The organism is Pseudomonas sp. DW-iso3 (assembly GCF_058725305.1).
In genome coordinates this window covers 432,085-453,842 of sequence record NZ_JBZXDZ010000002.1, presented here as the reverse complement: position 1 = coordinate 453,842, position 21,758 = coordinate 432,085, and the positions used below count along the sequence as shown (strand labels likewise).

The 21,758-nt window shown below is 61.4% G+C and carries 20 protein-coding genes and 1 pseudogene; 13 read left to right on the top strand and 8 right to left on the bottom strand.

The features are described from left to right. Positions 1-16: 16 nt before the first annotated feature. The 3 genes from AC4PS7_RS07875 (at position 17) to AC4PS7_RS07865 (ending at position 4,928) form a co-directional block, all read left to right on the top strand. Positions 17-1,663: a VRR-NUC domain-containing protein gene (locus tag AC4PS7_RS07875; protein WP_047542035.1), complete on the top strand. Its 1,647-nt coding sequence runs from the start codon at positions 17-19 to the stop codon at positions 1,661-1,663. Next, complete coding sequence (locus tag AC4PS7_RS07870; protein WP_047542033.1) at positions 1,660-3,915, top strand: ATP-dependent DNA helicase; 2,256 nt, start codon at positions 1,660-1,662, stop codon at positions 3,913-3,915. Before AC4PS7_RS07875 ends, AC4PS7_RS07870 begins: the two co-directional genes overlap by 4 nt. 80 nt (positions 3,916-3,995) lie before the next feature. Next, the gene (locus AC4PS7_RS07865) at positions 3,996-4,928 is read left to right on the top strand and encodes an alpha/beta fold hydrolase (protein WP_050513970.1); all 933 of its coding nucleotides are present in this window, start codon (positions 3,996-3,998) and stop codon (positions 4,926-4,928) included. Positions 4,929-5,046: 118 nt separating this feature from the next. Here the strand turns inward: AC4PS7_RS07865 and AC4PS7_RS07860 are convergent, their stop codons facing one another. The 3 genes from AC4PS7_RS07860 to AC4PS7_RS07850 form a co-directional block, all read right to left on the bottom strand. After that, positions 5,047-5,475 carry a nuclear transport factor 2 family protein gene (locus tag AC4PS7_RS07860; protein WP_021493172.1) on the bottom strand — a complete coding sequence of 143 codons (429 nt, stop codon included), beginning with the start codon at positions 5,473-5,475 and terminating at the stop codon, positions 5,047-5,049. Between the two features lie 107 nt (positions 5,476-5,582). Next, positions 5,583-6,533 (bottom strand): alpha-E domain-containing protein, encoded by a 951-nt coding sequence (locus tag AC4PS7_RS07855; protein ID WP_010210504.1) that lies wholly within the window; start codon positions 6,531-6,533, stop codon positions 5,583-5,585. Between the two features lie 2 nt (positions 6,534-6,535). Further along, on the bottom strand, positions 6,536-7,945 hold the full coding sequence (locus AC4PS7_RS07850; RefSeq protein ID WP_010210503.1) for a circularly permuted type 2 ATP-grasp protein: 1,410 nt from the start codon (positions 7,943-7,945) through the stop codon (positions 6,536-6,538). 351 nt (positions 7,946-8,296) lie between these two features. Between AC4PS7_RS07850 and AC4PS7_RS07845 the strand changes: the two genes are divergently transcribed. The 3 genes from AC4PS7_RS07845 to AC4PS7_RS07835 all read left to right on the top strand — a co-directional run bounded on the left by AC4PS7_RS07845 (position 8,297) and on the right by AC4PS7_RS07835 (position 9,219). Then, entirely contained in the window at positions 8,297-8,842 is a 546-nt protein-coding gene (locus tag AC4PS7_RS07845; protein WP_010210502.1) for a hypothetical protein, read from the top strand. Between the two features lie 69 nt (positions 8,843-8,911). Further along, a complete protein-coding gene (locus tag AC4PS7_RS07840; RefSeq protein ID WP_010210501.1) occupies positions 8,912-9,073 on the top strand; it encodes a hypothetical protein in 162 nt (53 codons plus the stop codon). 11 nt (positions 9,074-9,084) lie between these two features. Continuing rightward, the gene (locus tag AC4PS7_RS07835; RefSeq protein ID WP_010210499.1) at positions 9,085-9,219 is read left to right on the top strand and encodes a hypothetical protein; all 135 of its coding nucleotides are present in this window, start codon (positions 9,085-9,087) and stop codon (positions 9,217-9,219) included. On the opposite strand, the gene AC4PS7_RS07830 is transcribed toward AC4PS7_RS07835, so the two are convergent. After that, the gene (locus AC4PS7_RS07830) at positions 9,210-10,562 is read right to left on the bottom strand and encodes a cation:proton antiporter (protein ID WP_045792119.1); all 1,353 of its coding nucleotides are present in this window, start codon (positions 10,560-10,562) and stop codon (positions 9,210-9,212) included. The genes AC4PS7_RS07835 and AC4PS7_RS07830 overlap by 10 nt on opposite strands. Before the next feature lie 333 nt (positions 10,563-10,895). Between AC4PS7_RS07830 and AC4PS7_RS07825 the strand changes: the two genes are divergently transcribed. From AC4PS7_RS07825 to AC4PS7_RS07805, 5 genes are read left to right on the top strand one after another with little or no spacing between them, the layout of a single operon-like run. Next, a complete protein-coding gene (locus tag AC4PS7_RS07825; protein ID WP_010210497.1) occupies positions 10,896-12,890 on the top strand; it encodes an aminotransferase class I/II-fold pyridoxal phosphate-dependent enzyme in 1,995 nt (664 codons plus the stop codon). A gap of 25 nt (positions 12,891-12,915) precedes the next feature. Beyond that, entirely contained in the window at positions 12,916-13,770 is an 855-nt protein-coding gene (locus AC4PS7_RS07820) for a transporter substrate-binding domain-containing protein (RefSeq protein ID WP_029529146.1), read from the top strand. 2 nt (positions 13,771-13,772) lie between these two features. Continuing rightward, entirely contained in the window at positions 13,773-14,477 is a 705-nt protein-coding gene (locus AC4PS7_RS07815) for an ABC transporter permease (RefSeq protein ID WP_010210493.1), read from the top strand. 7 nt (positions 14,478-14,484) lie between these two features. Continuing rightward, positions 14,485-15,183 (top strand): ABC transporter permease, encoded by a 699-nt coding sequence (locus AC4PS7_RS07810; protein ID WP_010210492.1) that lies wholly within the window; start codon positions 14,485-14,487, stop codon positions 15,181-15,183. Next, positions 15,180-16,178, top strand: a complete 999-nt coding sequence (locus tag AC4PS7_RS07805; RefSeq protein WP_492179264.1) for a DMT family transporter — start codon at positions 15,180-15,182, stop codon at positions 16,176-16,178. Before AC4PS7_RS07810 ends, AC4PS7_RS07805 begins: the two co-directional genes overlap by 4 nt. On the opposite strand, the pseudogene AC4PS7_RS07800 reads toward AC4PS7_RS07805, so the two are convergent. Then, positions 16,134-16,673: pseudogene (locus AC4PS7_RS07800) on the bottom strand (TetR/AcrR family transcriptional regulator); the annotation flags it as partial. The gene AC4PS7_RS07805 and the pseudogene AC4PS7_RS07800 sit on opposite strands and share 45 nt — an antisense overlap. 90 nt (positions 16,674-16,763) lie before the next feature. On the opposite strand from AC4PS7_RS07800, the gene AC4PS7_RS07795 reads away from it, so the two are divergent. Then, entirely contained in the window at positions 16,764-17,762 is a 999-nt protein-coding gene (locus AC4PS7_RS07795; RefSeq protein WP_492179263.1) for a M14 family metallopeptidase, read from the top strand. On the opposite strand, the gene AC4PS7_RS07790 is transcribed toward AC4PS7_RS07795, so the two are convergent. Next, complete coding sequence (locus AC4PS7_RS07790; RefSeq protein ID WP_010210488.1) at positions 17,724-18,581, bottom strand: AraC family transcriptional regulator; 858 nt, start codon at positions 18,579-18,581, stop codon at positions 17,724-17,726. The two genes, AC4PS7_RS07795 and AC4PS7_RS07790, sit on opposite strands and share 39 nt — an antisense overlap. A 143-nt stretch (positions 18,582-18,724) precedes the next feature. On the opposite strand from AC4PS7_RS07790, the gene AC4PS7_RS07785 reads away from it, so the two are divergent. Next, a complete protein-coding gene (locus AC4PS7_RS07785) occupies positions 18,725-19,525 on the top strand; it encodes an alpha/beta fold hydrolase (RefSeq protein WP_010210486.1) in 801 nt (266 codons plus the stop codon). Positions 19,526-19,725: 200 nt separating this feature from the next. Here AC4PS7_RS07785 and AC4PS7_RS07780 read toward each other — a convergent pair whose 3' ends face one another. Both AC4PS7_RS07780 and AC4PS7_RS07775 read right to left on the bottom strand, forming a co-directional pair. Beyond that, the gene (locus tag AC4PS7_RS07780; RefSeq protein ID WP_021493164.1) at positions 19,726-21,090 is read right to left on the bottom strand and encodes a sensor histidine kinase; all 1,365 of its coding nucleotides are present in this window, start codon (positions 21,088-21,090) and stop codon (positions 19,726-19,728) included. Continuing rightward, positions 21,087-21,749, bottom strand: coding sequence for a response regulator (locus AC4PS7_RS07775; protein ID WP_010210483.1), 663 nt, complete (start codon positions 21,747-21,749; stop codon positions 21,087-21,089). Before AC4PS7_RS07775 ends, AC4PS7_RS07780 begins: the two co-directional genes overlap by 4 nt. Positions 21,750-21,758 lie beyond the last annotated feature (9 nt).

Genomic DNA, 21,758 nt, shown 5'->3' with positions numbered 1-21,758 from the left:
TTGATCGCTGCGTACCATGGCCAATCCCCTCGAAGACCCGCTCTATTACCTGCATAACTTCCGCCAGGTCCTGCATTGGCTGGGGCTACGTTATGCGGATCTGCTCGATGCGGACGAACAGCATTTCATTCAGCAATTTGACAGGTTGCCGCAGCCATCCCAGGCGCTTTTGGTGCGCATGGTGATGCGCAAGGGCGTGCATTTCCGGGCGGGCAAACTCAACTACGTGGAGATCGGCTGCACCCACACCGCTGCTGCGCCGTTGCTTGAATTGGGCTGGGTCGACACTCAGTTCTTACTGGCCTTTGAAGAGCTGTTTGCCTTGCTGCAAAAGGGCGAAATCCTCGGCGCGTTCAAGCCCTGGATCGACCAGCCCAAAGGCAGGAAGTCCGATTGGCTGCAAGGGCTGTCGGCACACTTTACCGACCGCCGCAGTTTTGCTGGCTGGTGTCCGGAGCTTGCCGACACGCTGTACAGCCTCTCGATCATGGAGCTGTGCGACCGCCTGCGCCTGATGTTCTTCGGCAACCTGCATCAGGACTGGTCGGAATTCGTGCTGGCAGACCTGGGCATCTACACCTACGAAAAAGTCGAATTCTGCGCAGAATCCCGCGGCCTGCGCAGCCGTGACGATGTGCATGGTTTTCTGTTCCTGCACCAATGCCAGCAGGCTTTTGAGGCCGGTGAAACGCTGGAGCAGGTACTGGCGCAGATCGCAACCTTGAGTACCGACAATCCTTGGCTGGAAAAGCGGCGGGCCAAATTGTTGTTCCAGGTCGGTCAACAGTGCGAGCGCATTGCTGAACTGGCATTGGCGGAACAGATCTATCGCACGTGCGCCTATCCCGGTGCCCGCTCCAGGTTGATACGGGTGCTGGAGCGCCAGGAGGACTACGGCCAAGCCATGGCCTTGGCGAACGCCGCTCAACAGGCTCCGGAAAGCGCCGCCGAGCAGCAGCACTTATTGCGTGTGGTGCCACGGCTGCGCCGCAAACTGGGTAAGCCGGCCTTGCCCAAAGCGCAGCCTCGTGCGGTCACGCGCCTGGACCTGGCCCTTGCGCTACCCGAGCCGCTGATGTCGGTGGAGTACTGCGTGCAGGCGCACCTCAGCGAGCCTGATGGGCCGGTGCACTACGTTGAAAACGGGCTGATCAATTCACTGTTCGGCCTGCTGTGCTGGGACGTAATCTTTGCGCCGCTGCCGGGCTCATTCTTCCATCCGTTTCAACGTGGCCCGGCGGACCTGCACAGCGAGGACTTCCGCCCGCGCCGTGCACCGCTGTTCGCTGCGTGTTTCGAGCAGTTGCAGGACGAACGCTACAAAACCACGATTCGCCAGCGTTACAGCGACAAATGGGGGATCCAGTCGCCCTTCGTGTTCTGGAACCTGCTGAGCGAAGACCTGCTGGAACAGGCCCTAGCCTGCCTGCCCGCCGAACACCTGCGCTACTGGTTCGAACGGCTGTTACTGGACATTCGCGCCAACCGCGCCGGCATGCCGGACCTGATCCAGTTCTGGCCGACGCAAAAAACCTACCGCATGATCGAGGTCAAGGGACCTGGCGATCGCCTGCAGGATAACCAGTTGCGCTGGCTGGAGTTCTGCAGCGAATACCAGATGCCGGTAACGGTCTGCTATGTGCGCTGGGCAGAGTCGGCTTGAGCTACAGCGTTGCCGTGCGCGCGCTGTGCGAGTTCACGGCCAAAGTAGGTGACCTCGACCTGCGCTTCACACCGTCGCCCAGTGCTCAGGAAGGCATCATCGGCCACCGCACCGTCGCTTCGCGGCGCAGCGCGCACTACCAGAATGAAGTGGCGCTAGAAGGCGAGTACCAACAACTCAAGGTGCGGGGCAGGGCGGACGGCTACGACCCGGACGCCAACCGTCTGGAAGAAGTGAAGACCTATCGCGGTGACCTCGATGCCCAGCCCGCCAACCATCGTCAATTACACTGGGCTCAGGTCAAAGTGTATGGCTGGTTGATGTGCCAGAAACTCAACCTCTCGCACATCAACCTGGCGCTGGTGTACTTCGACATCGTCGGTGAAGGCGAGACGGTGCTCAACCAACGCTTTCAAGCCGCCGAGCTGGAACCCTTCTTCAACCAGCAATGCGCGCTGTTCCTCGGTTGGGCCCAGCAGGAAATGGCACACCGCGAAGCGCGCAACAGCGCCGCGCAAACCCTGGCGTTTCCCCATGCCGGTTTCCGTCCTGGACAGCGTTCGCTTGCCGAGTCGGTGTACAAGGCGGTCAGTACCGGCCGTTGTCTGATGGCCCAGGCACCGACCGGCATTGGCAAGACCATCGGTACGATTTTCCCCTTGCTCAAGGCATTGGCGCCTCAGCGACTGGACAAGCTGTTCTTCCTCACCGCCAAGACCCCCGGCCGCAAGCTCGCCCTGGATGCCGCCCAGGTGCTGCATGCCAGCAGTCCTGACCAGCCACTGCGAGTGCTGGAACTGGTGGCGCGGGACAAAGCCTGCGAGCACCTGGACAAAGCGTGTCACGGTGACGCCTGCCCGCTGGCCAAGGGCTTCTACGACCGTCTGCCCGCCGCGCGCATCGCCGCCGCCAAGGTGCGCCTGCTGGACCAGCGCAACCTGCGCGACGTGGCGTTGGCCCATGATGTCTGCCCGTATTACCTGAGCCAGGAAATGGCACGCTGGGCCGACCTGGTGGTCGCCGACTACAACTACTACTTCGATTTTGGCGCCATGCTGTTCGGCCTGGCCCAGCTCAACCAATGGCGCGCAGCCGTGCTGGTGGACGAGGCGCACAACCTGGTCGAGCGGGCTCGCTCGATGTACAGCGCCAGTCTCGACCAGTACCACCTCAAGACAGTGCGCGAGACCGCCCCCGAGCCCTTGAAGCAACCCTTGCAGCGGCTTAACCGCGCGTGGAACGCACTGCACAAGGACCAACTCGCGCCGTACCAGGCCTACACCGCCCGCCCCGAGAAGCTGTTGCAGGCCCTGAGCCTGTGCACCAGCGCCATGGGTGAATACTTCAACGATCACCCCGAATCCCTCAGCGGCGACCTGCAACGCTTCTATTTCGAGGTGCTGCAGTTCGGCAAGGTCGCCGAGCTGTTCAACGAACACTTCATTTTCGACATCAGCAAGCGCCAGCTCAGCGGCAAGCGCAGCAGCTCGACCCTGTGCCTGCGCAACGTGGTGCCCGCCGAGTTCATCCGCCCACGGTTGACGGCAGCCCGCAGCAGCGTGCTGTTTTCCGCGACCCTGAGCCCCCGACATTACTACGCGGACTTGCTCGGCTTGCCGGCGGATACGGCATGGATCGATGTGGAATCGCCGTTCAAGGCCGAGCAATTACACGTGCGCATCGTTGATGAAATATCCACCCGTTTCGTCCATCGCCACGCCTCGTTGGAACCTATCGTCGAGCTGATCGCTCGCCAGTACACCCAGCAACCTGGCAATTACCTGGCATTCTTCAGCAGTTTCGATTATCTGCAACAAGTGGCGCAGTTACTGGCCGAGAAGCACCCAACGATCACGCTGTGGCAACAGTCTCGCGGCATGGCCGAAGCCGAGCGCCAGGCCTTTCTCGACCAATTCACCGAGCACAGTCAGGGTATCGGTTTCGCGGTATTGGGCGGCGCATTCGGCGAAGGCATCGACCTACCCGGTGCCCGCCTGATCGGCGCATTCATTGCCACCCTCGGCTTACCCCAGCTAAACCCGGTCAACGAACAGATGAAGCTGCGCATGGGCGCGATCTTCGGCGCGGGTTACGACTACACCTACCTGTACCCTGGTATCCAGAAAGTCGTGCAGGCCGCAGGCCGGGTGATCCGCAGCCAACAGGATCAGGGCGTGGTGATGCTGATCGATGACCGGTTTGGCGAGGCACGGGTACGTCAATTGTTGCCGCGCTGGTGGACGGTGGCTTGAGTCATTCCTGGCGTCAATGATGCTGGCGGCTTGAACAGCAAGGGTCCACGCTGGGCAAAACCGTCAAACAGGTCATGCCCATGAGCCAGCACCTCATCAGCGTCAACGGTATCGAGTTAAGTGTTCATATTGCGGGGCCCGAACAGGGCGTACCGGTCTGGCTGCTTCACGGTTTCCCGGAGTGCTGGCACTCCTGGCGCGAACAGATTCCCGTACTGGCAGCGGCGGGTTATCGGGTGTTTGCCCCGGAAATGCGCGGTTATGGCCGCACCTGTTCACCGCCTGAAATAACCGACTATGACCTGTTGACGCTATGCGGCGATATCCAGCAGGCCATGGACCACTTCGACCATACCCAGGTGGTGATGGTCGGCCATGACTGGGGCGCCGTGGTGGCCTGGCACCTGGCGCTGCTTGAGCCTGAGCGTGTCACACGCTTGATCACGCTGTCCGTGCCATTCGCCGGACGTGCACGGCGGCCAGTGATCGAGATCATGCGCGAGTTGTACGCCGACCGTTTCAACTACATCCTGTATTTCCAGACACCGGGCGTTGCCGAGCAGGAGTTGGACGCCGATGTCGAACGCACACTGCGTCTGTTCATGCAGGACCAGGATGTGTTTTTGCAACAGAAACCGGCCAGCGCCACCTTGCTTGAAGGCATTCCGGCGCCCGGTCCATTACCACACTGGTGCTCCCAGGCGGATCTGGACGTTTATGTGGGCACGTTCGCTGACCAGGGTTTCCGCGGCCCGCTGAATTGGTATCGCAATTTCGAACGCAACTGGCAGCGCACTGAGTTCCTGGCGGGACAGCAAGTGCTGCAACCCACGCTGTTTCTGATCGGCGACCGCGATCCGGTGGGGGTCTTCGAAGCCCACACGCTCAAGCGCATGCCGGATTCAGTGCCACAGCTTGAGCAGCACGTACTGGCGAACTGTGGTCACTGGATTCAGAACGAACAAGCCCGACAGGTCAACGCGCTGATGCTCGGGTTTCTAGGAAAAATCTAAAGGTCGCGCCTCGACCCGGTTGATCCACCAAGCGGATGCTGCGCCCATGCAATTGCAGGGTGCGGTGCACGAGGCGCAGGCTCACGTCCGCCAGCACCGTTGGCACCGACGTCGCTAATCAGCCCTTGGCCTTGGCCAGGTAAGGCGCCAGGCGCCGGCCCATTTCCTCACCCAGGGCTTGCAGCCCGCTCAACGGGCGGATCATCACTTCAAACTCGATGATCTGCCCTTGTTCGTTGAAACGGATCAGGTCGATGCCCTTGAGTTGCTTGTCGCCCACACGCGCGCTGAATTCCAGCACGACACTCAAGCCATCGCCGGTGGCAAGTTCGCGGTGATAGGTGAAGTCCTCGAACACGTTGATCACCGTATTGAGGATCATCGAGACGACCGGCGCGCCAGGGTACGGTGTATGGGCCATGGGCGAGCGGAAAACAGCGTCGGGCGCCAGCAGGTCGGGCAGGGCCTTGAGGTCACGATTGGCTAACATGGCGTGCCAGCGTTGCAGGGTTTTGGCGGCGGTAGGGGTGAGGTTGAGTTCGGACATGCGCTGTACCTGTTCTTATGATGGGAAGGCGTTCACCTGCCCAACATAAGAGCGGTATCCAAGCAGGGTCAATCACCCTAACTGACAGTTAGGTGCCCGACATGCACTCAGACCATTTCCAGGTAGGAACTTTGAATCGCCCGCGCCAACTCGCGCACGGTGTCGATAAAGTCCGTCAGACGGCTGTGCAATCCCTCTTCAAGAATCTCATCAATCCCGGTATACCTCAGCCGCGCCTCGAACTCCGCCGCCAGCCGCTGCGCCGTGCGCCCATAACTGCCGGGCAGGTCTGCCAGAATATGGCTCAGTTCCTCGATGCAGGCATGCAACGAACGCGGCACATCACTGCGCAACAGCAGCAACTCGGACACGGAACGGGCATTCAGTGCGTTCGGGTACAGCTCGGTGTAGGCCTCGAACGACGACAACGCGCGGAGCAGGGCACTCCACTGGTAGTAACCGCGTGCCGACAAGTCGCTGACTTCTTCCGACTCCTCGCCAAACATCTCGTAGCGCGCATCCAGCAGGCGCAGGGTGTTATCGGCGCGCTCGACAAAGGTGCCCAGGCGGATAAACCGATAGGCGTCGTTGCGCATGATCGTCCCGGAGGTAGCCCCCCGGAACAGGTGCGAGCGCTGCTTGACCCAATCACAGAAGTGGCTGATGCCATGTCGCGCCAGGCCGCCGGCGGCGATGCTGCGCATTTCCAGCCAGGTGGCGTTGAGGTTTTCCCACATATCGGCAGTGATGCGCCCGCGTACCGCGTGGGCATTGCCACGGGCGGCACGTAGGCAGTTGTAGATGCTGGCGGGGTTTTCTTCGTCGAGGGCGAAAAAGTGCAGCATACGCTCGGCGTCCAGCTGTTTATGGCGTTCCAGGTAACTGTCCAGGGTGCCGCTGCTGAGCAACGACATGGCCAATTCATCCAGTCCGTCACTGCGCCCGGCCTGGGGCATCAATGACAGCGAATAACTGACTTCCAGCATGCGTGCCAGGTTCTCGGCACGTTCCAGGTAACGGGACATCCAGTACAGATCTGCGGCGGTTCTACTCAACATACTCAGCCCTCCACCACCCAGGTGTCCTTGGTTCCGCCGCCTTGCGACGAGTTGACGATCAATGAGCCTTCCTTCAGCGCCACGCGGGTGAGGCCGCCCGGCACCAGGCGGGTTTCCTTGCCCGAGAGCACAAAGGGCCGCAGGTCGATATGCCGTGGGGCGATGCCGTTTTCGACAAACGTGGGGCAGGTGGACAGGCTCAGGGTCGGCTGGGCGATGTAGGCATGGGGCCTGGCCTTGATGCGTTGGCGAAAATCCTCGATCTCGGCCGCGCTGGACGCCGGCCCTACCAGCATGCCGTAGCCGCCGGAGCCCTGGGTTTCCTTGACCACCAGTTGCGGCAGGTTGGCCAGGACGTGGGACAGTTCGTCGGGCTTGCGGCACTGGAAGGTCGGTACGTTCTGTAACACCGGCTCTTCATCCAGGTAGAAACGGATCATTTCCGGCACGTAGGGGTAGATTGATTTGTCGTCGGCCACGCCGGTGCCGATGGCGTTGGCCAGCACCACGTTGCCGGCGCAATAAGCGGCGACCAGGCCGGGCACGCCAAGCATCGACTCGGGGTTGAACGCCTTGGGGTCGAGGAAGGCGTCGTCGATACGCCGGTAAATCACATCCACCGGTTTGGGGCCGTCGGTGGTGCGCATAAACACCTTGAGGTCCTGCACAAACAGGTCCGCGCCCTCTACCAGCTCAACGCCCATTTCACGGGCCAGGAACGCATGCTCGAAAAACGCACTGTTGAAGCGACCCGGCGTCAGCACCACCACGTTGGGGTTGTCCAGGCGGCTTGAGCTCTTCAGGGTCTTGAGCAGCAGGTTGGGGTAGTGGTCCACCGGCGCGATGCGCTGCTTGGCGAACACTTCGGGGAACAGGCGCATCATCATCTTGCGGTCTTCGAGCATGTAGCTCACGCCGCTGGGGGTGCGCAGGTTGTCTTCAAGCACGTAATAGGTGCCGTCGCCATCGCGCACCAGGTCCACGCCGGAAATGTGCGAATAGATGTCGCGGTGCAGGTCCAGGCCGACCATGGCCTTCTGGTAACCCTCGTTGCCCAGCACCTGGTCCGCCGGAATGATCCCGGCTTTGATGATGCGCTGGTCATGGTAGATGTCGGCAAGAAACATGTTCAGTGCATTGACGCGCTGGATACAGCCGCGTTCGATCACGCTCCACTCACTGGCGGGGATGCTGCGGGGGATGATGTCGAAGGGAATCAGGCGCTCGGTGTCTTGCTCGTCGCCATACAAGGTGAAGGTGATACCGGCGCGGTGGAACAGCAAGTCGGCTTCACGGCGACGCTGGGCCAGCAGCTCCGGCGGCGTGTTCGCCAGCCAGCGGGAGAAATCCTGGTAATGCGCACGGCACACGCCGTTTGCGTCATTCATTTCATCAAAGAAAGATCGAGCCATTCCAGTACCTTGTCAGTGCCGAGGAAGCAGGGGGGGCACTGCCGTTTCAAAAAACGCATTTTTTATGAGCCCGTGGCGATGGGTGCCAATGGGCCTGGTCCTTACTTTCTTATGGGGTCGGCTCTGGGTCGGGGGGTAACCAATGCTCCTGTATCCGGGCAGATGAATGGATAAAGCAATGCCTGTGCCGGAATGCCGGAAACCCTCGATTTGTTGGGTATGGGGCGATTCCAACAGGCCAGTGCTCCCATTCATGGTGCACGCTCTGTTCCGATTTGGTGCGTGAACAAACTTGAACTTCATCCGTACCTGATTCTTCTAACAGGGCACGAACCCGCATGGAGCATCGATGTGCCCAGAATCATCTCACCGGACACTCCGGAATCGAGCCTGATCGATCACAGTGAACACAACGCCAAGATTTTCGGCTCGCCCAAGGACCGCCTCGACTTCTATCGGCGCGAAATCCAATACGAAACCTCCATCCTCGCCAACCGTACTGACGCTTATCTCACCGCGCAGTCGTTCCTGGTGATTGCCTTTGTGTCGGGCATGGGGAACCTCAACCCCGAATGGGGCAAGCTGTTCACCTTGGTGGTGCCGATCTTTCTCGCAGTGTTGGGCATCCTCAGTTCCCTCAACGCATGGCCTGGGATCCGTGCGGCGTATGACATCATCGATCACTGGCACTTCAAGCAAAGCGAGCTGTTGCGCAGCGAGCCGGTGATGGGCATGGCGTATGACGAGTCGCCGCTGTTTTCCGAGATGGAGTCGTCCCACAAGGGGTATCGCAAGTCGCTGCTGTTCTCCATGCGCGCACCTTGGTTGTTCATGGTGTTCTGGGTAATGCTCGCCGCTTACGCGTTTTACATCCAGGTCGACAATCCAGGGTCGTAAGCCGATGGAACTTCATCGCACCGGGCATGACCTTAACTCTACCCAGGCGATATTTTCCGAGAGGTAACCATGAGCACAGACAAACAACCCGCCACCGGTGCGGATGCGCCCAAAGACCCGGTTCCGGCGAAAGACCCCAAGGCCAAGGAAAACGACTACAGTCCAGACTTCAAGCCCAAGCCTGAGCCCAAGCCTGAAACCGATGCCGATATCGACACCCAAGGTGGTTAGAGGAGACGGTCATGTCCAAAGAACTCGACGATGAACTCAACGACCCCGGCAATGAAGACCCGGGTTCGTTGATGGATGATGCAGAGGTGCCGCTCAACGATCTGGATGACGCGGCGGATGTGGGTAATACCGAGCGTCAGGACTGAGTATTCACCCGGGCACGTCGTTCATACCACACCAGCATCGGTTGGGTACTGAGGCCATGAACGACGATGCTCAGGGCGATCACCGATAAGGTGAGGTTCACCGCCACCGCGCTGCTGGTGCCGATCAGGCCATGATTGAGCGCGTAAAACAGGTAGTAAATGCTGCCGATTCCGCGAATACCGAACCAGCCCATCAGGCCGCGTTGTTGACGATCAATCAGACGCCCCCAAGGCATCGCCAGCACACTGATCGGCCGAATCACGCAAAACAACAGCGCCGCCATCGGTAATGCCCGCCAATCCCAATGGCTTATCAGCACAATCCCCAACACGGTCACCAGGAACACCTCCATCGAGCGTTCCACCAGGCTGCCGAATGAGAGCATGTCGCCCATCATGACGCCGGCGGCGATCTGGGTGTCCTTCAGTTCGCTCACATCCCCTTGCAACGCCCGGTCTGGCTCGACTTCCAAATGGCCCACCACTGGCAATGCCAGATGCTCCGAAGGCGTTTGTGAGTTTCCGGTGGAGCGGAATTCCGCCTGGCGCAAACCAAGGCCCGCCGCAAACACGGACAGAAAGCCATAACCGCCCACCGCTTCGGCGACCACATAGGCCAGCGCAATCAGAGCGAGGGTCAGGTAATCATTGGGCGAGAGCGTGCTGTCACTGTTGGTGATGCGCAGCCACAACGTCACGCGGCCAATGCCCCGGCCCATCCAGTAGCCGATCAACAACCCGGCCGGCACTGCCCACAGCAAATTCTTCAACACCCAACCGCCCAGCCAATCGCCGTCAAACCCGCCGTGTTGCATGAACAGCAGGGCAAAAATCACAAAGGGGAAGGCGGTGCCATCGTTCAAGCCCGCTTCGCCGGACAGTCCGAAGCGCAGCGCGTCGTAATCCTGAGCGTTATTGACCTGCACCAGGCCTGCCAGCACCGGATCCGTTGGCGCCAGTATCGCGCCCACCAGCAGCGACACGCCCCACGACAGCGTAAACAGGTAGTGCAGCGCGAGGCTGATCCCCAGGATGGTCAGCAACATCACCGGCCCGGCCATGCCAAACGCGATGCGCCAGGTACGGTGCTTGAGCGGCAGGCGCAGTTTCAGGCCGCTGACAAACAGCGAAAACAGCACCGCGACTTCCGTGAGGTGCTCCATCCAGCGTGCCGAGTGCTTGATATCCAGGTGCAGCAGGTCAACACCCAGGGGGCCAATCCCCACACCCAGCAGCAGACACACTGCCGAGGTGGTGACCGGCATCCAGCGCAGATAGGAAGAGGTGAGGGCGAGGGTGAGCAATACGGCGCCCAGTACGGCCATCCATAGAATAAAAGTCATCGAAGGTGTACCGGGCCGTGGTCTATTCAGCTTGGAGGACTGTGGCGGGTCACCGGTTCAATGTGATTGGGTCAATTGCGAACCGATGGGAATTCATGCTGCTCTCCACCCACGTCACGTTGAGCGAGCTGAACTTCGGCTCAGCCGGCGAATTGCAGGACTGTCACCGCTGCCAATCGATAAAAATCGCCACAACGACCTCTTTGGACCATAAACGACACGGTCGCAAACTTACCCATTGAACGACTGTTCAGTTTGAACTATGTTGACCGCATCCACCCGTTTGTCACCGGACGGGTTCGCGCTGTTTCTTCTTGAATAAGAGGCTCTGGCATGCGGTTTTCCCCCTTCGTCGAACGAATTGCAGGGCAGGGCGTAGCCGCCTGGGACATCCACCACGCCGCGTTCCAGGCGGCCAGCCAGGGGGAAGACATCATCATCCTCAGCGTCGGCGACCCGGATTTCGCCACGCCATCGTTCATCACCGACGCCGCTGTGAGTGCCTTGCGCGAAGGTGACACCCACTACACCGAAATCCCCGGTCGCCCGGCACTGCGCGAGGCCATTGCCGCGCGCTACAGCAAAACGCTGGCACGTGCGTTGAGCGCCGAGAACGTGATCACCGTGGCGGGTGCGCAGAACGCTTTGTTCGTGACCTCTCTGTGTCTGTTGCAGGCCGGTGATGAAGTGCTGGTGCTCGACCCGATGTACGTCACCTACGAGGCCACGCTGAAGGCCAGCGGCGCGACGTTGGTGCGCGTGCCCTGTTCCCCGGAATCCGGTTTTCGCCTCGATGCCCAGTTGCTCGGCGCAGCCATCACACCGCGTACGCGGGCGATTTTCTTCTCCAACCCGAACAACCCGACCGGCGTGGTGCTCAACCTGCAAGAGCTGCAAGCCATTGCCGACCTGGCGATTGCCCGCGACCTGTGGGTGGTGGTGGATGAGGTCTATGAAAGCCTGGTGTTCGACGGTGAGTACCACAGCCTCGCTGCGCTGCCGGGCATGGCCGAGCGTTGCGTGGTGATTGGCAGTTTGTCCAAGTCCCATGCCATGACCGGCTGGCGTATCGGCTGGATCATCGCCACGCCGCAGATGGTCGCACACGCCGAAACCTTGGTGCTCAGCATGCTCTACGGACTGCCGGGTTTCGTGATGGAAGCCGCCACCGCCGCGGTGCTGGCCCATGACGACGTGACTCAGGGCATGCGCGAGATTTATCGGCGCCGTCGCGACTTGGTGATGGCGGGGCTCAGTGCATGCCCTGGCATCAAGGTACAGGCGCCGCAAGCCGGGATGTTTGTGCTGGTGGATGTGCGCGGCACCGGCCTGGGCTCCCTTGACTTTGCCTGGCGCCTGTTTCGTGAAGCCGGCGTTTCGGTACTCGACGCCGCCGCGTTTGGGGCGCCGGCCCAGGGTTTCGTTCGCTTGTCTTTCACCTTGGGCGAGGAGCGCCTGTCTGAAGCCTGCCAACGCATCGCGCACTTTGTCGCCAAGCTCGCCGGTGAACCGCGTATTGCGGCAGCGCCCAGGATCGAAGAGGTGCCAGCGGCCGAAGCCAAAAAGATGATCGAGGTCATCGACCTGCACAAGCGCTTCGGCAATATCGAAGTGCTCAAGGGCATTTCCCTGACGGCCCACGAAGGCGACGTGATCTCGCTGATCGGCGCCAGCGGCTCCGGCAAAAGCACCCTGCTGCGCTGCATCAACATGCTCGAAGTGCCGGACCAGGGCAGCATCCATGTGGACGGCGAAAGCATCAAACTCAACTACGGCCGTCCCGGCGCGCCCCTGGTCGCGGATGCCAGGCAACTGGTGCGTATCCGCTCGACCCTGGGCATGGTGTTCCAGAACTTCAACCTGTGGCCGCACCGCACCGTGCTGGAAAACCTCATCGAAGCCCCCACCCAGGTCCTGCGCGAAAGCCGCGCCGAGGCCATCGAACGCGCCGAAGCCTTGCTCGAACGTGTCGGCCTCGCGGCTAAACGCAACGAATACCCGGCGTTCCTGTCCGGCGGCCAGCAGCAGCGGGTGGCGATTGCCCGCGCGTTGGCCATGCGCCCCAAAGTCATGCTGTTTGACGAACCCACCTCGGCCCTCGACCCGGAATTGGTGGGCGAAGTGCTGCGGGTGATCCGCTCCCTGGCCGAGGAAGGCCGCACCATGATCCTGGTCACCCATGAAATGGCCTTCGCCCGGGATGTGTCGTCAAAAGTGGCGTTTCTGCACCAAGGCATGATCGAAGAAACCGGCTCGCCGGATGCGGTGTTTATCGATCCACGCAGTGAACGTTGCCGACAGTTCGTCAACGCGCATCAAACTCGCTAATTCCATAACAAGACGGGGCAACATCATGAAATCCAAGCGAATGGCAACGTGGTTGGGCAGTGCAGTGTTGATGTTGGCCGCCGGTTTCAGCTGGGCGGCGGAGAAACCCATCGTGTTCGCGGTTGCCGCAGAACCTTATCCGCCGTTTACCGTGAAAGGCGGCAATGGCCAGTGGTCCGGCTTTGAGGTGGACCTGATCCACAAGCTCTGCGAAGGCATGAAAGCCGAATGCCAGATCAAGGAAGTGGCGTGGGACGGCATCATTCCCTCGTTGCTGGCGAAGAAGATCGACGTGATTTTCTCGTCGATGTCGGTGACCGATGAGCGTGAAAAACAGATTGCTTTCAGCCGTGCTTACTACGATTCCCTGTTAGGCGTGGCCGGGCCAAAAGGCAGCGAAGTCGAGATCTCCCCGGCGGGCCTCAAGGGCAAGTTGATCGGCGTGCAGATCTCCACCGTCAGCGCCAACTACCTGAAGAAGTACTACGAAAACATCGCTGACCTGAAGTACTACGACACCCAGGAATCGGCCAACGCCGACCTGATCGCCGGGCGTATCGACTACATGATGGCCGACGACACCGCCATCGCGATGATGGTCAAGACCCCGGAAGCCAGTGGCCTGGCCCATATCGCCAGCGTGCCCTACGACCCGATCATCGGCCGTGGGGTCGGCGCCGGCCTGCGCAAGGAAGACACCGCGCTCAAGGCCCGGCTGGACAAGGCCATTGGCGAGTTGCTGGTGAGCAAGGACTACGACGACCTGTCGCAGCACTATTTCGGCCTGTCGGTCAGCCCGTGCAAGCGCACCGATACCCCGGCGTTTGTGAGCAAGACCTGTGACAGCCCCTACCCGCAAATCGCCCAGAAGACCGAATAACCATGTTCGACCTTCTCAGCTTCGACGAACAAGGGTGGGGCAATGCGTTGCTCAAAGGGTTATGGATGACCCTGCAGATCTCCGCCGGCTCGTTTGCGGTGGGCGTGTTGATCGGCCTGGTGGTGGCTTGCCTCAAGCTCAGTGCGCCGAGGCCCATCGCGCTGTTGATGCGCGGCTACACCACGGTGTTTCGCGCAGTGCCGGAGCTGCTGTTGATCCTGTTGCTGTATTACGCCGGCTCCATGGGCCTCAACGCCCTGATGCTGTGGATGGGCTTCGCGCAGATGAACATCAGCGGCCCGCTGGTGGCGATTCTGGTGTTGGGCCTGGTGCAAGGCGCCTATGCTTCGGAGATCTTCCGCGCGGCAATCCTGGCGATTCCCCACGGCCAGATCGAAGCGGCACGGGCGTTTGGCTTGAGCGGGTTTGGCCTGTTCCGCCGGGTGACCTTGCCGATCATGGCGCCGTTCGCCCTGGCCGGCATGTCCAACCTGTGGATCAACCTGATCAAGGACAGCGCCTTGATCAGCGTGGTCGGCACCAACGAGTTGCTGTACACCGCCAAGCAGGCGGCGGGCTCGACCCGTCAATACCTGCTGTTCTACCTCACGGCCGCCGCCTTGTATTACCTGGTGACGCTGGCTTCCAACTACCTGTCCGGGCGCCTGGAGCGACGAATCCGTCGCTGGATGCCGGTTGTCGAGTGAGCGGCCCATGCCTGATTGGATAAGTTACTACGCGGGGCTGATCGCCAAAGGCTTGCAGACCACCTTGTCGCTGCTGGTGATTTCGGCGCTGCTGGGTTTTGCCCTGGCGGTGCTGGTGGCGTTGGCGCGGTTGTCGCGACGCAAATGGCTGGCCCGTGGCGCGCAGGCCTACACCAGCGTGTTGCGTGGCACGCCGCTGCTGATTCAGATCTACATTTTCTACTACGGGCTGGGCAGCCTGTTCGCGCAGTTTCCGATGATTCGTGGCAGTTTTCTCTGGCCCTACCTGCGTGACGGTTACTGGTACATCGTGTTTGCGCTGGTGTTGTCAGTCGGCGCCTATGTCGGCGAAGTGATTCGCGGTGGCCTGTTGGCAGTGCCCAAGGGCGAAATGGAAGCCGCGTCAGCATTCGGCATGACGCCGCGCCAAGCCTTGTTGCGGGTGCGGCTGCCACGGGCGATGCGCCTGTTGTTGCCGACGCTGGCGGGGGAGACGGTGATGTTGCTCAAATCCACCGCGCTGGCCTCGACCATTGCCGTGGTCGACCTGTTGGGTGCGGCCAACGTGGTACGCGCACAGACCTTGCAGATCTATCAGCCGCTGTTGCTGGTGGCGGCGGTCTACCTGTGTCTGACCTTCCTCATCGAAGGCGTCTACGCCATTGCCGAACGGCGCGGCACACCGCTGCGCAGGTCGGCCGGATGACACAGGACCGCGGGTTGCAAGGGATTGCCCTGTGTTCGCTGGCCTACTTGTTCCTGGCGTTGCAGGACGCGGTGGTCAAGTGGCTGGTGGCGGATTATTCGGTGTTCACCATTCTGTTCTGGCGCAGCCTGGTGGTGGTGATCGTGTGTCTGGTGGCTGGGCGCATGGGCTTGTTGCGGCGGGCCTGGGTATCGGTCAGCCGCCGCATGCTGATCATTCGCGGTCTGTTGTCGTTGCTGGCGTGGTTGCTCTACTACACCGCCGCCAAGGACCTGAGCCTGGCGGAAATGACCACCCTGTATTTCTCCGCGCCGATCATGGTCACGCTGCTGGCAGCGCTGATCCTCAAGGAGCGCGCCAGCCGTGGACAGTGGATCGCGTTGATCATCGGGTTTGTCGGGGTGATCATCGCGTGCCGTCCCACCCATATGCTCGACCCGTGGCCCATCGCCCTGACCTTGGGGGCGGCGTTGTGCTGGGCGTTTACCTATATCCAGTTGCGCCAGGTCGACCCGAGCAGCACGGTGCTGGAGCAGATGTTGATCACCAACGTGGTGTTTGTCGTGTGCATGGGCATGACCTTGCCGTGGACCCACACACCGGCCCCTGCACTGGCCTGGCTGGGCATGTTGGCGGCGGGTTTGGTGGGCGGTATCGGACAGTTCCTGCTGTTTGCCAGCTTCCGCCGCGCCACGGCGACGTTACTCGCGCCGTTCGAGTACACAGGGCTGATCTGGGCGTTCATTCTCTCGAGCCTGGTGTGGGGCACGCTGATGGATGGCTCGCTGATCATCGGCGCGGTGTTGATTGCCATCAGCGGCACCCTGGCCATGCTCAGCGCTCGGCACCCGGTGTCACAGGACGTGGTCGGCGCCGAATGCGCCGTGACGCAACCCCTGTACCCAGCAGCGACAGATGTGCAGCCCGTTGGCGGGGCTGAAGGTGCCGGGGTTGAGGCACCCCTCGAGCCAGAGTCCATCAAGCATCGCCGATAAGCCGATGGCGGCCAGGTGACTGTCGTGGATTACCAGGTTTTCGCTGTTGGCCAAGTCGTCCAGCAGTTGTCGGATCAATGCCAGGTAGGCGTGATAGCTGTTTTCGTGGGACTGGTTCACGTGGGGCGAGTGGCGGATCAGGCTCCAGAACACCACCCACACGCCGAGCAGATCGGGGTCCATGACCCTGGGCGAGAATGAGGCGCTGAGAAACGCGTCCAGGCGTGCCGCAGCGCCTTCGGCCTGTTCCACATGTGCCCAGAGGGCGCTGGTCAGCTCGTTGGCCAGCTTGTGGTAGGTCTCGGCGATCAGCGCGTCAATGCTGCCGAAATGGTGGTTGAGCAACCCCACTGACACCCCGGCCTCGGAGGCGATGCGGCGCACGGATATCCCGGCATGCCCATCACGGGCCAGGCAGGTAAGGGTGGCGGCAATCAGCAGGTCCCGGCGTTCGTCGGGGTCGGCGCGGCGCAGTTTGGGCAGGTCGGAGGTCATGGGCAGGCCTTGGATGAAACAGCACAGCGCTCAGATTAGTTGAACGTGTGTTCAATCTCTACCGATTAATTGATCAGAGGAGGGCAAGGCATGGCGAAAGACCTTTCGTGGCAGGAAACCGGCGACGCCGGCAATGTGCTGAATATCGGGGCCTGGCGTTTTGACGGCGACGGCACTGGGCCGAAGGTGCACCTGCAGGCGGGCGTGCATGCCGACGAAATCGCCGGGATGCTGGTATTGCATCAATTGCTGCCGCGCTTGCAGGCATGTGCCGATCAGGGGCGACTCAAGGGGACGGTCACCGTGGTGCCCCAAGCCAATCCCTTCGGCATCAGCCAGTTTCGCCAGGGCCGCTTGCTCGGACGGTTTCACGAAGCCACCGGGCAGAATTTCAACCGTGCCTTCGACCATTCCCTGGCCATGGAGCGCCCGGCGAGCAACCTGGCGCAATGGCAGAAACGCCTGGTGCAGTTGGCTGCCGAGGCTGACCTGGTGCTGGACCTGCACACCGATGACGAGGCGTTGCCGTACCTGTACATCCATCGCCGTTTCTGGCCCGACCAAGGCCTGGCGCTGGCAGCAGCGTTGCAGGTGGAGCTGGTGATTGTCTGGGATGAAGGCGGCGATGGCTCCTTTGAAGAAACCATCATCAATCACGCATCGCCGCAACTGGCCGCCACCATTGAGCTGCGCGGGCAGGCAGACGTCAGCGACGCCCTGGCGCAACAGGATGCCGATGGCTTGTGGGCGTGGTTGTGCGTCCACGGCGTGATCGACGAGGTGGCGAGCATCGCCGAATGGCCAGGCGACGTGGTCGACATGGGCTGCATGGAAACCATCCTCGCCCCCTGCGCCGGGATATTGGTGTTCGAGAAAAGCCTGGGCGACTACGTGGACGAAGGCACGTGTTTCGCGCGCATTATCGGCCGCCCCGGTGATCCGACCTCCGAAGTGACCTTGCACGCTGCCCAGGCCGGACGCATGGTCACCGCGCACCGCGAGCGCCTGGTGGCCCAGGGCTCGGTGGTCGCCAAGTTCACTGGCACACGGTTATCCGCCAGCTACAGCGGCGGCGTGCTCGACCCGTAGCGGCGCCTGCAACTGCAGCCACTCCCGCGGGCTGGTGCCGATCTTGCGGCGAAACGCACGGGCCAGCGCCGAGGGGCTTTCATAACCGACTTCATCGGCGATCAGGGCGATGGGGCGACCTTCACGCAGGCGTTTCTGTGCCAGGCTCACGCGCCAGCTCAGCACGTAGTCGGCTGGAGTCTGGCCGACCACTTTATGGAAATGCGCGGCGAAACTGGCACGGGACATGTTCGACTCAACGGCCATTTCCTGCACGGTCCATGGGCGTTCGGGGTTGTTGTGCAATAAGGTCATGGCCCGCGCCAGGCGCAAGTCAGCCAGGCCAGACATCATGCCGGTGGTCATGCTGTGATAGGCCATCATGTGGCGCAGGAACTGAATCACCATCAGCTCAAACAGCCGGTTCATCACCGCCTCGCGACCGCAATGTTCGGCAAAGGCTTCGTCGAACAGCCAGTCCAGCGTGCCGGCGATCATTGGGATCTGCTGCAGCGGCATCACGATGGTGTCGGTCAGCGCCACGGACAATGGGTTATCGATCCCCCCATCAAAGCGCAGCGAAGCCGCCACCACCTGGGCGCGCTCGGCTTTTGCCGCGACCAACCGATGGGGCAGGGGGCGCGGCACCAGCACCAGGCTGGGCTCGGGAATACGCAGGGTGCCGTCGGGCATTTCCAGGCTGGCCTGGCCTTCCTTGAGCAAGTAAACCCGGCCGCGCTGCTGCAGATCGCGGGTGTCGAGGGCGCCGTGCAGGGGCCCGCTGTGAAAGGTATCGGCACCGATGCCGAAGTGCACCAGCAGTGTGGACAAGCGATCCATGACTCACCTGATAGCAAATAAACAATAGTTTTAGACGATCTGCGCTATATCGTCGACTATTAGCCTCCATTTGTAAAACGCGCTTCGGCATCATGGCCTCACGTTCAACGCCTTGAGCGCCTACCCTAACGGAGCAAACGTCTATGAAAACCTTCAAGTTCTCCCGCGTCGCCGCCGCCCTGATCACTGGTGCATTGGCCTTCGGTGCCGCCACCGCCAGCTTTGCCGCGCCACAGAAAGCCACCGTGGTATTGGTGCATGGCGCGTTCGCCGACGCCTCCAGCTGGAACGGCGTGATCGCCGGACTCAAGGCCGAAGGCTACCCGGTGGTCGCTGTGGCCAACCCGCTGCGCAGCGTCAAGACCGACTCGGACTACGTCGCCGACATCGTCGCACATACCCCGGGGCCGGTGATCCTGGTCGGCCACTCCTACGGAGGCTCGGTCATTACCAACGCCGTGCATGGCAGCGACAAGGTCAAGGCGCTGGTGTACGTGGCCGCTTTCGCCCCGGAAAAAGGCGAGACCGCGTTCGAACTGTCCGGCCGCTACCCTGGCGGCACCCTGGGTCCGACCCTCGACAAACCGGTGGTCTCCAAGGACGGCGTGACCGACCTGTATATCCAGCAAGACAAGTTCAACAGCCAGTTCGCCGCCGACGTGGCACCCAAGGAAGCCCAGTTGATGGCAGCCGGGCAACGTCCGATCACCGAAGCCGCGCTGAAGGAGCCGTCGGGTGATCCAGCCTGGAAAAGCGTGCCGTCCTACTTCATATACGGCTCAGCTGACAAAAATATTCCCGAGGCCGCGCTTAAATTCATGGCCGACCGTGCGGGTTCGAAAGAAACCGTGGATGTGAAGGGGGCTTCCCACGTGGTGATGGTGTCGAACCCGGCGCGGGTGGTGGCGATCATCAACGATGCGGCGAAGGCTAACGCGCAATAACAGCGCTGATACCACTCGACGATAGGAGCTGGCTCGCCGGCGATGCAGGTACTCGGCACATCAGGCATAGCCAGGTGATGCCATCGCAGGCAAGCCAGCTCCCACATTTGATCGAGATCGGCTTTCCGATTGCAGGAGACCTCAAGGGTTCTCTAAGCGCTCCAGCAACAGGCGCTCCAAAGTGCCCGCCGGCGCAGACTTCACCTAGGTATCTCCAGTGTCGCTCTCAGGCCACCGGACGCCAGGTTTTCCAGGTGTACCCGGCCGCCCAAGTGCTGAGCGATGGTGTGCACGATGGTCAGGCCCAAGCCAGCGCCTTCGGGATTGCCCCGGCTGTAGAACAGCTCGAAGAGACGTTCGCGCTGACTCTCGTCGATGCCCGGCCCCTGGTCGTCCACGGTCAGTACGAAGCGTTTGGCGTCCTGGCTCAGCTTCACGGTGATGACCCCATGTTCTGGAGAGAAATTCGCCGCGTTGGTCACCAGGTTGGTCAGGGCAATGTTGATCGCGCCAGGATCGGTCGTCACGCGGTACGGGGCATCGTCGGCATTGAACACCAGTTCCAGGCCTTTGCTCAGCAGCCAGGGTGTCAGCTGGATCAGCGTTTCACGCACGGTTGTCGCGAGGTCGATCGTCTGAAGTGTTAGTTGCCCGGCGCTGGGTTCCAGGCGCGCCATGGTCAGCAATTGGCTGACCAGCCGGCTGGTGCGGTCGACGCCTGTGATCAGAAAGGCCAGTGATTCGCGTCGTTCGGCTTCGGTGCCGGCCTCCAGCAGGTTTTGCGCGTGCACGCGCAATACCGCCAGGGGCGTGCGCATCTCGTGGGCAGCGTCGGCGATAAAGCGCCGCTCACGGCCGAGCATCTCCTGGATCTGCGCGAGCATCCGGTTCAATGCCGCCTGCATCGGCTCCAGCTCGGTGGGCAAGGGCGTCAATTGCATCGGTTCCAGTGAGCCTGAGTGCCGCGCCCGCAACGTGGCGGCCATATCGGCCAGCGGCTTGAGACCCCAGCCGATGGCCAGCCAGACCATTGCTGCCAGGATCAGGCTACCCAACACATTGGGCCATAAAGTATGCCGCACGATGCGTTGCACCAGGTCGGAGCGCACGTCGTCACGCTCACCCACCCAGATGCGCAGGCCATTGTCCTTGTCCTTGAGCACGAAACCGCGCCATTCCCGGCCGTTCAGGTCGTCGATATTGCTGTACCCCGGTTGTGCCGGGGGCACGGCGAATGATGGCGCGCTGGCGGTAAATACCAGCAGTTCGCCTTTTGGGCTCCACACCTGAAAGGCGATCTTGCTTTCGTAAGGGTGCCCATCCACCTTGGGAATGGCCTCGCCCAGGGCTTTGTTAAAGGCGCGATACAGGTCGGCCTGGTCTTTGCTTGCCAGTGGCAGGCTCATGACACCTTGGAGCAGGCGCGCATTCTGCGCCAGTTGTGCATCGTAGACTTCGGCAATTTCGTGATTGCTGTCATGCAGGTTCAGCACGCTGATCACCAGCAAACCGGTGAGCAACAGGCCGATGATCAGCGTCAGGGTGCGCCGCCGGATCGAGGTCATCGGCGCTCCTCCACCAGGTAGCCAACGCCTCGAATGGTACGGATCAGATCGCTGGTGAACTTCTTGCGCAGGTGATGGATATGCACTTCCAGCGTGTTGCTTTCGGCTTCTTCGTTCCAGCCGTAGAGCAACTGCATCAATTGGTCACGGGTCATGACGCGGCCGGGCGGTGACAGCAATTCGTGCAGTAGTTGATATTCCTTGGGAGTCAGCAGCACGGGTTGGCCATGGTAACTGACGTGCTGCGTGCTCGGGTCAAGGCAGATGCCTGCGTGTTCGATCACCACCCGTGCACGGCCGGCGCTGCGGCGCAGCAAGGCGCGCAAGCGCGCCTTGAGTTCGGCCAGGTCGAAGGGTTTGATCAGGTAGTCATCGGCACCGGCATCGAGCCCGGCGATGCGGTCCTCGGTGGCATCGCGTGCCGTGAGGATCAACACGGGCACCGTGGCGCCACTGTCGCGCAGGCGACGCAGCACTTCCAGCCCGTCCATGCGTGGCAGGCCAAGGTCCAGCACCACGGCGTCAAAGGTTTCGCTGAGCAGCGCGTGCAGGGCACTGCTGCCGTCTTGCAGCCAATCGACGGTGTACCCTTCGCGAGCCAGCGCCTGGTGAATACCTTCCCCCAGCGCCACGTCATCCTCGATCAGTAATAGACGCACGCAGACCCC

What these genes read in the sequence shown, in the direction of transcription:
- AC4PS7_RS07865 (WP_050513970.1), top strand. Translation starts at nt 3,996, where the DNA reads ATGAGCCAGCACCTCATCAGCGTCAACGGTATCGAGTTAAGTGTTCAT.
- AC4PS7_RS07810 (WP_010210492.1), top strand. Translation starts at nt 14,485, where the DNA reads ATGCCTGATTGGATAAGTTACTACGCGGGGCTGATCGCCAAAGGCTTG.
- AC4PS7_RS07830 (WP_045792119.1), bottom strand. Translation starts at nt 10,562, where the DNA reads ATGACTTTTATTCTATGGATGGCCGTACTGGGCGCCGTATTGCTCACC.
- AC4PS7_RS07805 (WP_492179264.1), top strand. Translation starts at nt 15,180, where the DNA reads ATGACACAGGACCGCGGGTTGCAAGGGATTGCCCTGTGTTCGCTGGCC.
- AC4PS7_RS07785 (WP_010210486.1), top strand. Translation starts at nt 18,725, where the DNA reads ATGAAAACCTTCAAGTTCTCCCGCGTCGCCGCCGCCCTGATCACTGGT.
- AC4PS7_RS07815 (WP_010210493.1), top strand. Translation starts at nt 13,773, where the DNA reads ATGTTCGACCTTCTCAGCTTCGACGAACAAGGGTGGGGCAATGCGTTG.
- AC4PS7_RS07825 (WP_010210497.1), top strand. Translation starts at nt 10,896, where the DNA reads ATGCGGTTTTCCCCCTTCGTCGAACGAATTGCAGGGCAGGGCGTAGCC.
- AC4PS7_RS07860 (WP_021493172.1), bottom strand. Translation starts at nt 5,475, where the DNA reads ATGTCCGAACTCAACCTCACCCCTACCGCCGCCAAAACCCTGCAACGC.
- AC4PS7_RS07850 (WP_010210503.1), bottom strand. Translation starts at nt 7,945, where the DNA reads ATGGCTCGATCTTTCTTTGATGAAATGAATGACGCAAACGGCGTGTGC.
- AC4PS7_RS07855 (WP_010210504.1), bottom strand. Translation starts at nt 6,533, where the DNA reads ATGTTGAGTAGAACCGCCGCAGATCTGTACTGGATGTCCCGTTACCTG.
- AC4PS7_RS07820 (WP_029529146.1), top strand. Translation starts at nt 12,916, where the DNA reads ATGAAATCCAAGCGAATGGCAACGTGGTTGGGCAGTGCAGTGTTGATG.
- AC4PS7_RS07795 (WP_492179263.1), top strand. Translation starts at nt 16,764, where the DNA reads ATGGCGAAAGACCTTTCGTGGCAGGAAACCGGCGACGCCGGCAATGTG.
- AC4PS7_RS07875 (WP_047542035.1), top strand. Translation starts at nt 17, where the DNA reads ATGGCCAATCCCCTCGAAGACCCGCTCTATTACCTGCATAACTTCCGC.
- AC4PS7_RS07780 (WP_021493164.1), bottom strand. Translation starts at nt 21,090, where the DNA reads ATGACCTCGATCCGGCGGCGCACCCTGACGCTGATCATCGGCCTGTTG.
- AC4PS7_RS07840 (WP_010210501.1), top strand. Translation starts at nt 8,912, where the DNA reads ATGAGCACAGACAAACAACCCGCCACCGGTGCGGATGCGCCCAAAGAC.
- AC4PS7_RS07790 (WP_010210488.1), bottom strand. Translation starts at nt 18,581, where the DNA reads ATGGATCGCTTGTCCACACTGCTGGTGCACTTCGGCATCGGTGCCGAT.
- AC4PS7_RS07835 (WP_010210499.1), top strand. Translation starts at nt 9,085, where the DNA reads ATGTCCAAAGAACTCGACGATGAACTCAACGACCCCGGCAATGAAGAC.